This window comes from Anabaena sp. WA102 (genome assembly GCF_001277295.1).
GTDB lineage: Bacteria > Cyanobacteriota > Cyanobacteriia > Cyanobacteriales > Nostocaceae > Dolichospermum > Dolichospermum heterosporum.
Map to the genome: position 1 here is coordinate 3818195 of NZ_CP011456.1, position 13670 is coordinate 3831864.

The 13670-nt window shown below is 39.1% G+C and carries 11 protein-coding genes and 1 pseudogene; 6 read left to right on the forward strand and 6 right to left on the reverse strand.

Features of this window, described 5'->3' with window-relative positions; all coding sequences use genetic code 11:
* Positions 1-482: 482 nt before the first annotated feature.
* From AA650_RS16630 to minE, 4 genes are all read left to right on the forward strand, one after another.
* Complete coding sequence (locus tag AA650_RS16630; RefSeq protein WP_053539857.1) at positions 483-1811, forward strand: four-carbon acid sugar kinase family protein; 1329 nt, start codon at positions 483-485, stop codon at positions 1809-1811.
* 307 nt (positions 1812-2118) lie between these two features.
* A complete protein-coding gene (gene minC / locus AA650_RS16635; protein ID WP_234413212.1) occupies positions 2119-3300 on the forward strand; it encodes a septum site-determining protein MinC in 1182 nt (393 codons plus the stop codon).
* Between the two features lie 209 nt (positions 3301-3509).
* On the forward strand, positions 3510-4316 hold the full coding sequence (gene minD / locus AA650_RS16640) for a septum site-determining protein MinD (protein ID WP_053539858.1): 807 nt from the start codon (positions 3510-3512) through the stop codon (positions 4314-4316).
* Between the two features lie 37 nt (positions 4317-4353).
* Positions 4354-4659, forward strand: coding sequence for a cell division topological specificity factor MinE (gene minE / locus AA650_RS16645; protein WP_027404040.1), 306 nt, complete (start codon positions 4354-4356; stop codon positions 4657-4659).
* Positions 4660-4719: 60 nt separating this feature from the next.
* Here the strand turns inward: minE and aroF are convergent, their stop codons facing one another.
* The 3 genes and pseudogenes from aroF to AA650_RS28095 all read right to left on the reverse strand — a co-directional run bounded on the left by aroF (position 4720) and on the right by AA650_RS28095 (position 7844).
* A complete protein-coding gene (gene aroF, locus AA650_RS16650; protein ID WP_053539859.1) occupies positions 4720-5760 on the reverse strand; it encodes a 3-deoxy-7-phosphoheptulonate synthase in 1041 nt (346 codons plus the stop codon).
* 406 nt (positions 5761-6166) lie between these two features.
* Positions 6167-7415 (reverse strand): annotated as a pseudogene (locus AA650_RS16655) (ISNCY family transposase).
* A gap of 276 nt (positions 7416-7691) precedes the next feature.
* Positions 7692-7844 (reverse strand): hypothetical protein, encoded by a 153-nt coding sequence (locus tag AA650_RS28095; RefSeq protein ID WP_199924276.1) that lies wholly within the window; start codon positions 7842-7844, stop codon positions 7692-7694.
* Positions 7845-8897: 1053 nt separating this feature from the next.
* Here AA650_RS28095 and AA650_RS16665 point away from each other — a divergent pair.
* Entirely contained in the window at positions 8898-9572 is a 675-nt protein-coding gene (locus AA650_RS16665) for an AMIN domain-containing protein (RefSeq protein ID WP_052149955.1), read from the forward strand.
* A gap of 94 nt (positions 9573-9666) precedes the next feature.
* Positions 9667-10395, forward strand: coding sequence for a Bax inhibitor-1/YccA family protein (locus tag AA650_RS16670; protein WP_053539862.1), 729 nt, complete (start codon positions 9667-9669; stop codon positions 10393-10395).
* A 115-nt stretch (positions 10396-10510) separates the two neighbouring features.
* On the opposite strand, the gene AA650_RS16675 is transcribed toward AA650_RS16670, so the two are convergent.
* From AA650_RS16675 to AA650_RS16685, 3 genes are all read right to left on the reverse strand, one after another.
* Entirely contained in the window at positions 10511-11053 is a 543-nt protein-coding gene (locus AA650_RS16675) for a DUF3172 domain-containing protein (protein ID WP_053539863.1), read from the reverse strand.
* Positions 11054-11215: 162 nt separating this feature from the next.
* Positions 11216-12292: a fatty acid desaturase gene (locus AA650_RS16680; protein WP_053539864.1), complete on the reverse strand. Its 1077-nt coding sequence runs from the start codon at positions 12290-12292 to the stop codon at positions 11216-11218.
* A 190-nt stretch (positions 12293-12482) separates the two neighbouring features.
* Positions 12483-13541: a fatty acid desaturase gene (locus AA650_RS16685; RefSeq protein ID WP_053539865.1), complete on the reverse strand. Its 1059-nt coding sequence runs from the start codon at positions 13539-13541 to the stop codon at positions 12483-12485.
* Between the last annotated feature and the right edge of the window lie 129 nt (positions 13542-13670).

The window sequence follows — 13670 nt, forward strand, 5'->3', positions numbered from 1 at the left end:
TAATCTGCAAACCTTACAAGTTAGTAGTTAAGCTAGTGAATATGCTCAACTTCTTAATCAATCATTGCAGATTGCCTTAGAGAATGTTTTAAAAGTGGTATCCCGTAATTTTCATCACATTGTTACCCCCCTTTACCCTTGCAAAGGGCGGTAACAATAAAAATCCAGTTCCCTCCCCTTTATAAGGGGAGGGCTAGGGAGGGGTAAAACATTTGATACAGCAGCCCGACAAGCAAAGAAGAAAAACGGTTTAAATTGCTTTCCTCCAATTTGCCCTTACACAATTGATCAAATTTTAGATGTCGAATATCTACCACCATTCACATAAGTAGGTGAACACAATAAAACCAAACTGTGTAAAGAAACGTAAAATCGCCCAAACCCTCTTCACTCTTGCCTCTTGCCTCTGGTTACTGAGCGAAGTCGAAGTATTGCCTTTTGCCTTGCCATAACGACAATTTTCAACGCCAACCTACTTATTTATGAATAACCAACCTAAAATAATTGTCCTTGATGATGATCCCACTGGTTCACAAACCGTCCATAGTTGTTTACTCTTAATGCGTTGGGATGTAGAAACCTTACGTTTAGGACTAAAAGATGATGCTCCCATTTTCTTCATTTTAACAAATACTCGTTCCCTCACCCCAGAAGCAGCCGCATCTGTAACTAGAGAAGTTTGTCATAACCTGAAACTTGCCTTAGCAGCGGAAAAAATCGCCGATTTTCTTGTAGTTAGTCGTTCTGACTCTACCTTACGGGGACATTATCCCATAGAAACTGATGTGATTGCCGAAGAACTCGGTCCCTTTGATGCTCATTTTCTTGTACCAGCATTTTTTGAAGGGGGAAGAATTACCCGCGACAGTATTCATTATCTAATTATTGATGATGTTCCTACTCCTGTACATGAAACAGAATTTGCCCGTGATTCTGTTTTTGGGTATAATTACAGCTATCTGCCTAAATATGTAGAAGAAAAAACTAAGGGGCGGATTAAAGAAGATAATGTTACTAGATTTTCACTCGCAGATATCCGTGCTAGTAGTTTAGAAAGCTTGTTACAACTTGAGAATAATCAGTGTGCTGTTGTAGACGGGGAAAATCAAGAGGATCTGAATACCTTTGCGGTAGATGTATTAACAGCCGCAAGTCGGGGAAAACGCTTTTTATTCCGTTCTGCTGCTAGTATTTTAACAGCTTTGGCTGCCTTGCCACCTCAACCCATTGCTGCTGAAAATATGGCAAAATATGTGCGCGGTGGTAAACCCGGTGTAATTATTGTTGGTTCTCACGTTAAAAAGACAACTCAACAGTTAGAATCATTATTAAAAGTTGAGGGGACGGTAGGTATAGAAGTGAATGTGGGCAGATTACTTGAGAATGGGGTAAATGAATCTGCTAAACTGCTAATCGAGATTATCGAAAATGTCAAAGTAGTACATGGTGCTGGTAAAACGCCAGTAGTTTATACTAGCCGTCAGGAATTGGCTTTTAAAGATGTCAAAACTAGATTAGATTTTGGCAATACAGTTTCAGCTTTACTTATGGATATTGTCCAGGGTTTACCATCTGATCTAGGATTCCTAATCAGTAAGGGGGGTATTACTTCTAACGATGTCTTGAGTACGGGACTGGCTTTAACTTCAGCCCGATTACTCGGTCAAATTTTAGCAGGTTGTTCAATGGTAATTACCCCATCTGATCATCCCCTGTTTCCTAATTTGCCAGTGGTGTTGTTTCCCGGTAATGTCGGTAATACTGATGCTTTAGGATTAGTTTATCAAAGATTGATAGGAAATAGGGAATAGGCAAGGGGCAAGAGGCAAGAGGCAAGAGGCAAGAGGCAAGAGGCAAGAGGCAAGAGGCAAGAGGCAAGAGGCAAGAGGCAAGAGGCAAGAGGCAAGAGGCAAGAGGCAAGAGGCAAGAGGCAAGAGGCAAGAGGCAAGAGGCAAGAGGCAAGAGGCAAGAGGCAAGAGGCAAGGGGCAAGAGGCAAGAGGCAAGAGGCAAGAGGCAAGAGGCAAGGGGCAAGAGTCTTACCAATTACCAATTACCAATTACCAATTCTCAATCTTTTATGAAAATCTCAAATTTTAGTGTATTTTGGCTAGTGCTGCATGAATTCTGATTCTGCTAAACCTGATGAAATAAATTCTGAATTTCCTAAGTCAGAATCAATTTTTCATCAGGTTGATAAAAAGGTAAATAATTCTCATTCTGTCCCAGACAATGTAGATGTTGCTGATTCTGCTAAACCTGATGAAATAAAGTCTGAATTTCTGAAATCAGAATCGGTTTTTTATCAAGTTGATCAAGAGGTAAATAATTCTAACTCTGGCAAGATAAATACAGATTTTGCTGATCATAAAGTAGAATCTAGTCCCATTATCCCTACTAATTCAGAGTTAAATTCTGTAATTGCTTATTTAAAGGGTAATTCTGCTGCTGAAAATCCAGAATTTAATATTCCTAATGAGGGGGAGACTGGTGCTATTTTAGCTAATTTACCAAATACTGATTTAGAATTAATAGAACAAAAGGTAGATCATAATATTCAAGTTCAGTTAAAAACTGAAGGAGAGCGACTATTATTAATTTTGCCCACCGAGTTGCAAGTACCGGCATCAGAATTTAATTGGGGGGAAATTTGGCAACAAATGAAACAGCGTCTCAATGCGGGCGATCGCTTACGGAAACCAAATACATTCCTGCATCTAGTAGCCAAAGATAGATTGTTAGATAACAGACAATTGCAAGATTTGGCAGAAACTTTAAATACATACCAAATTCAACTAAAATCTGTAGCTACCAGTCGAAGACAAACTGCGATCGCCGCTTGTACCCTGGGTTATTCCGTAGAACAAATCCAACTCCAAACATCCCTCACCTCGGATATTCAACTGACTCCCAGCGCCCTAGCAGATGCCCTCTATCTGCAAATGACGGTCAGATCAGGTGTGGAAATTCGTCATCCCGGTACGGTAATCATCTTGGGAGATATCAATCCTAGTGGTATCGTCATTGCCGATGGGGATATTCTCATTTGGGGACGATTGCGGGGAGTTGCCCATGCTGGTGCCGGTGGGAATCGGGAATCTCTGATCATGGCTTTGCAAATGGAAGCAACCCAATTGCGAATAGCTGATGCTGTTGCTAGATCCCCAGAAAAAACCCTCACCGGCTTCTTTCCTGAAGTTGCACATATTACACCTGAAGGAATTCGCATTGTTAAAGCCGATGATTTTTCCCGCAGTCAATTAAGTAGTCGAATGCAATTAATTACACAAAATCTGATCTAAAATTCTTGCCCAGTTAAGAATCTACAGCAGCTTTTAACAGTCAGCAGTAAAACCCTTTCGGTGCAAGGTTTGATAATTAATATTTGTACCTCATTTACCTGCAATATACTGGATATGTAATTAATTTCTGTTAGGTTACTAAATTAGAATCAATCAATAGCAATAAAAATATTTTATTGTTGTTCCCTGAACTTTCATAAAGCATTATCATGACTCGCATTATTGTCATTACCTCCGGTAAAGGGGGAGTCGGTAAAACCACAGTTTCAGCTAATTTAGGGATGGCTTTAGCCAAAATAGGCAAACAAGTAGCCTTAATTGATGCAGATTTTGGGCTGAGAAATTTAGATTTACTTCTAGGACTAGAAAATCGTATTGTTTATACAGCAGTAGAGGTCTTGGCAAGGGAGTGTCGTTTAGAACAAGCTTTAGTTAGAGATAAACGACAACCTAATTTGGTACTTCTCCCAGCTACCCAACATCGCAACAAAGAATCCGTTACACCCGACCAAATGAAGTTACTGGTAAATGCTTTAGCGCAAAAGTACCAGTATGTGATGATTGACTGCCCCGCAGGAATTGAAATGGGGTTTAAAAATGCGACTGCACCCGCTAAAGAAGCCCTAATTGTTACCACTCCCGAAATTTCCGCCGTCCGTGATGCTGACAGGGTAGTGGGATTACTCGAAGCCCAAGGTGTCAAAAAAATTAACTTAATAGTTAACAGGATTAGACCGGCAATGGTACAGGCAAATGATATGATGTCTGTAGAAGATGTTCAGGAACTTCTCGCCATCCCCATAATTGGAATCATCCCCGACGATGAGCGGGTGATTGTTTCTACCAATCGTGGCGAACCTTTAGTATTATCAGACACTTCCTCTTTAGCTGCCACCGCTTTTGAGAATATTGCTCGGAGATTGGAAGGGGAAACTGTCGAATTTCTGGAGCTTGACTCATCTAATAACAACATCTTCTCTCGGTTGAGAAAGATGTTGTGGTCAAAGATTGTTTAATTTACTTGCCAGTGTTTCTGCCTTACACATACCCGCAATGATTCTTGAAATTTTAGAAAAATTTTTTGTTCGTAGTCCCGATAACAGCCGCGATGACGTTAAACGTCGTTTGCAAGTGGTAATATCCCATGACCGTGCGGACTTAGACCCCCAAACTTTAGAAAAAATGCGTCGGGAAATCCTGGAAATCGTTTGTCGCTATGTCGAAATAGAAACAGACGGTTTAGAGTTTTGCCTAGAAAGCAGCCAACGGACAACAGCTTTAATTGCTAATTTACCAATCCGTAGGATTAAAGAAAGCCTAGATGAAACGGTTCTAGAAAGTAGTGATATCTTACTGTAGGGGCGCAGGGTCTGCGCCCTGAATTGTCTGGGATTGGACATTAAAAAGCGAATGGCGGCATTAATTTGACCACCTTCCCATGACTTGACCAATCACCGCCAATTCTGACATTAATTTATCAAACAGGTCTGGGGTTAAAGATTGGGGTCCATCCGATAAGGCTTTAGCTGGATTGGGATGTACTTCTATCATTAACGAATCCGTACCTGCTGCGATCGCCGCCATAGCCATAGCAGGGACAAACTCAGACCAACCCACACCATGACTAGGATCAATCATGATGGGTAAATGGGTCAATTTTCGCAATACTGGTACAACCGATAAATCCAGGGTATTGCGAGTATACTGACGGTCAAAAGTTCTAATTCCCCGTTCACACAAAATTACATTGGCATTACCCGCCGCTAAAATATACTCAGCCGCCATTAACCAATCTTCAATAGTGGCAGCCATACCGCGTTTTAACAGCACTGGTTTGGGTTGCGCTCCCACTTTCTTCAGCATGGAGAAATTCTGCATATTTCTCGCCCCCACCTGAATCACATCGGCAACTTCGCCAATTTTCTCCAAATCTTCCGTATCCATAACTTCGGTGATAATCCCCAACCCGCTGACTTTCCGCGCGGTTGCTAACAATTCCAAAGCGCTTTCACCATGACCTTGAAAAGCATAGGGTGACGTGCGGGGTTTATAGGCGCCACCTCGCAGAAACTTAGCTCCTGCCGCCTTTACCCGCAGCGCCGTTTCTACAATCATCTCTTCATTTTCCACAGAACAGGGTCCAGCCACAACTACCAAAGGATGATGTTCACCAAACACCACATCACCTTGAGGAGTATTCACCACCACTTCAGAGGCTTGTCCGTGACGGAACTGACGACTGGCTCGTTTATAGGGTACTTCCACTCGTAATACTTTCTCAATCCATTGACTCAATTCTTGAATGCGGGGGGGGTCTAAATCAGCCGTTTCCCCAACTAAAGCAATGACCACCTTATGTTGACCAATAATTTTTTCTGGAGTTAGTCCCCAGCCTGATAATTCTGTGGTAATCCGATTTATTTCTTCCTGTGGGGAACCAACTTTCATGACGATAATCATTTACGAGTTCCTTTTTTAAGTAAATTTTTGATTAACTAACTTTAGATTAACAACAAAAACTCATGAAAAAAAACAGCAATTCTCATTTTGAAAAAAATAAGATAAAATTCTCTTAATTTAAGTGTAAACCCTGTATTAAATTATTCTTTTTTAATAGATAATTATCATCCGACGCTGGAGATAGATAGGGTTTTAAAAATCTTTAAAAATCTAGACATGAAGAATTGATTTCAACTTACCAATCTAGCTGAAATTCTAAGCAAATTTATAGTTTTTTGAATAAATAACTTTCTCCTCCTCTTTCAATATATTGACATTTTTCAACCAGAATTTATTTTTTTAAATGGGACATATTCCCTGAGAATAAATGAGAAAAAATCCGACCAATCTTTAAACCAAATAAATTTTAATAGGCTACGCATATCATTAAAAAAAGAAGTTCGGGTTACTAATAACTCACGAACTTTCTGATAGGTATAATTAACTAAATCTAAAACAGTATGAAATAAAAAAGCTAATAAATTCAAAGACAATAATAACTCACACAAATGATTTTCTCCATGACCAAAGTTATGCTCTAAATTATAACCGTGATTTTTAAGAACGTTATTCCCTTCATTCTCAACTTTCCATCTGCTGCGTGCAGCCTTGACAATTTTTTCAACATTATTTTCAGTGATCTTATGATTAGTAATCCAATTATTTTGGTAGATGATTTTCTGTGTTTTTTCATTAATAACAGTTACTTCGCACCAATTAACTTCGAGACTGGAGTCTTCATCTTTTAAGGGAACTCTAGAAGCATAACGATAACGATAAATTAAATTTTTTCGTCCATCCCATTGTTTGGTTTCAACGGTTGCAACTTCTCCACTTTTTTCTAAGAAGTCTAGCCATTCATATACAGTTTTATGCGACGCTTCCAGACAAACAAAAATAAAATTATAACCTTGTTTTAGAGCTAGTTCACAAATAGGTTGGTGAGAGTACAAGTCGTCCCCTAAAAGAGTTGCAGCATAACCATACTTGTTTTGATGATTCTTGTTTAACCATCTTTTAACCGCTGCATTTTCACAATCTTGTTTTTGATGCCCATCTTGCTTTTTAATAAATTCTGGTTCTAAATTAATTACTTGTTTTTGATTAGGAGAAACTACAATGGGTGTGACACAGCCATGAAAATAAGTTGTAGTTCCATTTCGATGATTACGACAATTACAATGAGGGCAACTAATTTTTTTAGATGAGAAATATTCTGTCCCATCTAAAGCGATTAAAATTTCTTCATCTAAATAGACAAACTTTTTCAAAACTCCATTTTTATTTAACCATTCATAGACTTCTTGAAAAGTCATAAAGATAGTAGCGGCTGGAACTGGATCTAACAAATTTCTTATTTGATTATCACAGGGGATTTTCTTAATTGAAAATAAACTTTCTGCGTTATCTTTTCCTTTATTGCTTTTCATTAATCTTTGATGCTCTAAAAAAGACGCTGACTGCGTAAAAAAGATTGAAAATGCTGCCATCACTGCGTCTTCTACCTGATATTTCGTATTATTTCCAGGTTTTCTTTCATCAGGTAAATCATGTAATTGTTGACGTAAAAATTGCATTAATTCAGGAATTTCTAGTGTCGCTGTCTTTGGAGTCATGTTTGAGTAATTTGATGCACTATCAGATTTTTAACTCACCGATTTTACATCATCTGACAACAATTATAAATTTTTATTTCCCTTGGATTCCCTATTCTAAAACCCGAACGATAAACTGGATTTTCCCCATTCGTTGTCAAGCAATCTCTCTAGTTTATTGAGTATTCATACTTATTTTTCAACCCGACTGTTTTTTTAGCCAGAGGCAATGGCTAAAAAATAGTTACTTTGTACTATATTTTGAATTCCAAAATCGGGGCTAATACTTTATTTTTCTCAAAATGAGAATTGCTGCTTCGCTATCTTTTTTTCAAAATGAGAATTGCTGCGAGTGAAGCGAACTGCTTGCAGCAGCGCTTCGCTATCGCTCAATTTCCCTGAAGAATTTAGTAGGGGCGATCGCCACCAATTAACCACCGAATCCTTCATCCTGTAAATCCTGATTCAGACAAATTCCCACAGCGATCGCTCATCATTAATTATCCTCAAATTAACAACCTTATTTTGGTGCGATTAGAGTTATTTCAGATCCCCGACTTCTTAGAGAAGTCGGGGATCTAGGGATCTAGGGACAGCGATCGCCACCAATTAACCACCGAATCCTTCATCCTGTAAATCCTGATTCAGACAAATTCCCACAGCGATCGCTCATCATTAATTATCCTCAAATTAACAACCTTATTTTGGTGCGATTAGAGTTATTTCAGATCCCCGACTTCTTAGAGAAGTCGGGGATCTAGGGATCTAGGGACAGCGATCGCCACCAATTAACCACCGAATCCTTCATCCTGTAAATCCTGATTCAGACAAATTCCCACAGCGATCGCTACCAATTATACTAAACACGGGTGAGATTTAAACTTTTGCCAAATGACAAAGAACCCAGATGTGCAGGGGTAAAGCAAGAGCTTCATAGGTGTCAACTTAAGCTCAAATCCCTACCACATCTCGTTCCTAGTCTCTGACTAGGAATGCAGTTGATGAGGCTCTGCCTCTAATATCATTGAAGGCAGAGCCTTCTAGAATTCATTCCCAGTCAGAGACTGGGAATCAGACGACTTGAGTTCTTTGCGGGATAGATGTTTTACGTTAAGTTGACACCAATAAGCTTTTGCTTTACCCCTACGTTTAGAATCAAACAATCAAGCCGTTTTGAGTATAATCACCGTCAAATTAGCAACCTCATCTGCAAACAGATCCCTCATCCTGTAAATCCTGAAATCCTGGAAATCCTGATTCAGACAATTAATCACCGTCAAATTAGCAACCTCATCTGCAAACAGATCCCTCATCCTGTAAATCCTGAAATCCTGTAAATCCTGATTCAGACAATTAATCACCGAGTCCCCCATCCTGTAAATCCTTAAAATCCTGATATGGCTTGCGCCACGCTACGCTATCAGACAATTTAATTACCGTCACGTCAATTTTTCTAATGTTGCGTAGTCTATGCTAAATATCCCAACCCCAAACAACCAAATTATGAAAACTAGAACTAATCAAATTCTTCTATCTATCAGGGTAAGCTTATTTGGCTTGATTGCTTTCACTCCTAGCATCAGTATTGCCCAACCAATCGCACAACTTAACAACTGGGAATTTCACCCCAAGTCCCAGCAATTAAAAATTAGTCTCTCCGCAACTGCAACACCCCAATATTTCCAACTAATGCAACCACCACGAATAGTTCTCGATTTGCCTAACACCAAATTGGGTAAAGTCCTCACTCAAAAAGAATATTCAGGAGCAATTCAGAGAATTCGTATTTCTCAACTTAACGCCAATATTACCCGAATAGTTCTTGACCTCGCACCAGGAACTCAATTACAAACCAATCAAATACAACTTCAACCTCTTTCTCGACAAAAACCTACGCGCTGGGTCTTAAATCCTCATATTACCTTTTCTCCTGCTAACAGTCTCTTAACCACACCCTCCACTAGCCTACCACCATCCACAAATCTCACCACTAACTCCCAACAACCCTTAATCACCGTCCCACCCCTAAATTCTCAAAACCCCTCACCCATAATCAATTCCCCCCTTCCTCCCGCAATGTTGCCCACACCTGAAGAAAACAAAAACAGTTCCCCAAATAACCCTAAAGAAATTCCCATTATTGAATTTGGTCAACCTTTACCCAGCCAAAAATTTTAGCTTAACCCACTGGTTTCTCAACCCAAAAATTTGTAACAATAGAAATCAGCAGGTTATTTTCCTCAGTTCCAATATTTTTTGGTAGTTTTTAGACATGAGTAATACCAGTAATTTTCGTGAAGCTTTCCGTGAGGCGAAAACTCATGGACTTGTTGGACCCAATGTCATCGCTAACGCCCTCCCCTACGTCGGTGGTGGATTAGTCCTAACTGCATTGGGAACTTATGGTGGTTTAGGCATTATCCGCACTAACCCTGGACTCTTTTTTCCTACCTTTATTGGGGCGGTAATTCTCGAATTAATTTTATTCTTCGTTGCCCAAAATGTCGCATCCAAAGGTAACAAAGCCCTAGCTTTACCTCTATTGGGTATTTACAGTCTACTATCTGGATACACATTGAGTGGCTTGGTATTTGTGGCTTTGAGAACCCAAGGGGTAGGTATTCAAGGTATTGGTATTGCTGCTCTTAGTTGTGGAATTACCTTCATTGCTGCCCGAAAAATCGGTTCTAATCTTTCGGAAGCAGATGGGATGGCGTTGACAAAAACCGTTAGTTTGGGCATTGTTGCCTTATTGGTGGTTTGTCTTCTCCAATTTGCCTTTGCCTTGTTTGGTGTTTACACACCCAGTTGGTTAGAAATTGGTATCTCTGGTATAGGTGTATTTCTCTTCGCTGGAGCATCAGTAGTTGATTTCTACATCTTGCCTCGCACTTATCGCAATGATGAATATTTGCCAGCAGCTTTGTCAATGTACCTTACCTACATCAACTTATTCGTCTTTATCTTACGCTTGCTTATTGCTATCAATGGTCGTGATTAAGTATATTTAGGCAGAGAAAACTCAAATTTGTCAGGAAAGAGGAAAAGGGAAAAGGGAAAGAAAAATCTTTAACCTTCTTCCTCCTGAATCCTGACTCCTGACTCGGTGACTATATTTAAAATCTTTCCGTATCTTGAGGACTTCCCACAGCCCCCGGTTGAGATAAAAAGAAATTTTGAGCCGATTCATTTTGATAAATACATCTAATATCTGGCTTTTCACTATTTAAGTCCCCTGTAAACCCAAAGGTATTGAGACGATTCTTACATTCTCTTACCTGGTCTGATGTTACAAGTTTTTTATTTTCTAAAATAGCCCAGTTATTTTGACGAATAACACATCCAGGACGGATATTTGGCTGGGCAACAAAGACATTAAAGGGATTAAGAGTTACAAAGAGTCTGGCATCCATCACCATTGCACTAGATCCATACTGCACACAAATCTCAGGATTTGGCGCTCTAGTATCAATGAACTCACGGGAAGCCACATTTGATGAACTCAATGTAGTTGTCGAACTAAACGCAATCCCAATCCCAATTCCCAAAATCAGCACCGCTCCAAAAATGGCAATGGTGACGAAGTTAAACATCGGGGATTGGAACATAGAGGGTTTAGACGGATTAGTTGGTCTATTATTAGCAGATTTACGTCTCATTTTCGCTTTATTACCTTCGTCCCAAGAGTGGTTTTTTAATTTCTCCCTTATTCAGTATGCCGATCCTTGAGAATAATTATCCCCTATTTTCACTTTTAAGGAAAATTTAAAATAAAAAAAAGCCCGCATTAGCGGACTTACTAGATTTAAAAAATCTACCGACTATTTTGCATTCTGACTCTTAGAAGTGTAATAAACCTTACTACCTGTATCTGGAACAAAATGACAACCAATAGCGGAATTCCACAAAGACTTCCAAACTGGTTCTTTCGATTCATGGAAATACTCACCCATAATTGGTTTAATTGCCTCAGTCGCTTTCAACAAATTGTAATGAGGCATATTCAAGAAAATGTGGTGAGCAACATGAGTACCGATATCATGATGAATGTGGTTAAAAATCCCATAATCTCGGTCAACACTAGAAATTGCCCCTTTCAGGAAAGTCCATTCTTCCCCACGATACCAAGGAATTCCGGGTTCAGTGTGGTGTAAGAAAGTCACCAAATCTAACCAAATGATAAAGACAATATAAGGGCCAGCGTAGTATTTTAACAACCACATCCAACCATATTGATAAGTGAATAAACCTAACACAGCCACCATACTAATCCAAAGGGTGGTGCTGGTGATAATGTCCCATTTTTCTGAAGGCTTAAACAGCGGGCTGCTGGGTGAAAAGTGAGAACCTTCTTTACCAGGAGAACGCTTGAATAAATAAACTGGATAAGCCAATAAGAACAGATAAAAACGCCCTATTCTTTGCGCTAAAGGCATCTCATCATACTCTGATTCAGAGACAGGATACCAGCTTTCATCATTCTCTAAACTGCCTGTATTTTTGTGGTGAGTTCTGTGGCTAATTCTCCAACCATGATAAGGAACAAGAATGAAAGTATGGGTAATATGACCAACTAGATCATTTAACCACTTATGCTTAGAAAAAGATTGGTGTCCGCAGTCATGACCAACTACAAACAAAGCCCAAAACATCGTTCCTTGCATTACCCAAAAAATTGGCCAGAAATACCAAGAATCTAGGTAATTGGCAACTGCATACAGCAGTCCCACAATCAGAACATCACGAAAGAAATAATAAAGCGATTTAGTCACACTAGGCTGAAAACATTCAGCGGGAATAGCAGCTTTTAAATCCTGAAGAGTAAAAGGTAACTTTTCTTTACCTTCACCAGATTGGGAACTAGGGTCTTGATTAAACTGGATTGTATCTAATTGCACTGGATTGGTTGATTGTAAATTATCAATTAAGTGTGGGGTAATATTTAGTTACCACTGGAATTTAAACAGAGAAATATTGGCAATTTTACTCAACATTCGTGGTTAATTGCCAAACTAAAGGAACTGGTGATGAAAGTACAAGTAAGCAATTAACAAATTTATACTTTCTAAATTCATCACTCATGGATAATTATTTCGCTGCCCGGTATGCGTCAAAAGTAGTATAACCAATATCAGTTTTGTAGAGTTGACATTGATTAGTGATTTCTTTCATCAGATTCCAAGAGAACTTATATTCATCATGGAGATAAGGACCCCAATTTTCTTTGATGCTACTGTAAGCCAACCGTAAATTATAGGAAGGAATAGCAGTAGAAATATGATGGGGAACATGAACATTAATATCGTGACAAAGAACTTCTACCCACTGAGGGTAATCACAATGAATTGTCCCAAATAACTGTGCTAAGGCTTCATTCCATTTATCAGCAGTTGAAAAAGGAACATCTGGAAGAGTGTGGTGAACAATAGTGAAGGTACTCATCCAGAAATGGTAAACAATCCAGGGAATAAACCAGAATTTAATAAAACCCCAAACACCAGTTGTAATAATTAAACTTGGGAAGACAATAGCTGCAAAAGCAACTACTACAGCTACAGAAAGTTTGACACTAGCTTGGTCTTTTTTCTGAAAATTGCGCCAATCAAAATGCACAACTGCCCAATGACCAATCGAACCTACCCACCAGAGACGTTGACGCATAAACAACTCAAAGGCAGATTGTCTATTCTTAGACCAACCTGCAAAAACCTCTGTTCTAATAGGATGCCAAGCGTTGTCTTCGTCTAGCTTGTTAGTATGTTTATGGTGATGATTATGTTTAATCCGCCAGCTATGAAAAGGGTAAATCAAGAACATCATGAAAAAATGTCCCACTAAATCATTTACCCAGCGACGGTTTGCAAATGAACGATGACCACAATCGTGACCAATAACAAAAAAACCTGTTAAAGCAGTTCCTGTAAAAATCCAAGCTAGGGGTAAAAGAAACCAAGGGGAAATTGCGATGAAATAATAGCCCAATGCAGCCATAGATAAACTGAGAATTACAGTTGTCCAGGCTTTGCGGCTATTTTTCTGAAAACATTCCTTGGGCAGACTTTTGATAATATGCTTTAGTTTTATTTGGTCTTTGCCCAGGTCTGTGGAGACCGTTATTTCCTGACTTTTGATGATTGATGTAGTCATGAATACCTGAAAAACAACAGACTGCAACACAACGTTACTAAAAAACGTAACTTGCTGCAAAGTTTTGTAACATTAATTTCTGAGATTATAGCAACTTAACAACCACTTAGGATAGTTAGTTAGCAATTA

Excerpts from the sequence above, each read along its gene's own strand:
- AA650_RS16630 (WP_053539857.1), top strand. The coding sequence starts at position 483 with ATGAATAACCAACCTAAAATAATTGTCCTTGATGATGATCCCACTGGT.
- minC (WP_234413212.1), top strand. The coding sequence starts at position 2,119 with ATGAATTCTGATTCTGCTAAACCTGATGAAATAAATTCTGAATTTCCT.
- minD (WP_053539858.1), top strand. The coding sequence starts at position 3,510 with ATGACTCGCATTATTGTCATTACCTCCGGTAAAGGGGGAGTCGGTAAA.
- minE (WP_027404040.1), top strand. The coding sequence starts at position 4,354 with ATGATTCTTGAAATTTTAGAAAAATTTTTTGTTCGTAGTCCCGATAAC.
- aroF (WP_053539859.1), bottom strand. The coding sequence starts at position 5,760 with ATGATTATCGTCATGAAAGTTGGTTCCCCACAGGAAGAAATAAATCGG.
- AA650_RS28095 (WP_199924276.1), bottom strand. The coding sequence starts at position 7,844 with ATGAAGGATTCGGTGGTTAATTGGTGGCGATCGCCCCTACTAAATTCT.
- AA650_RS16665 (WP_052149955.1), top strand. The coding sequence starts at position 8,898 with ATGAAAACTAGAACTAATCAAATTCTTCTATCTATCAGGGTAAGCTTA.
- AA650_RS16670 (WP_053539862.1), top strand. The coding sequence starts at position 9,667 with ATGAGTAATACCAGTAATTTTCGTGAAGCTTTCCGTGAGGCGAAAACT.
- AA650_RS16675 (WP_053539863.1), bottom strand. The coding sequence starts at position 11,053 with ATGAGACGTAAATCTGCTAATAATAGACCAACTAATCCGTCTAAACCC.
- AA650_RS16685 (WP_053539865.1), bottom strand. The coding sequence starts at position 13,541 with ATGACTACATCAATCATCAAAAGTCAGGAAATAACGGTCTCCACAGAC.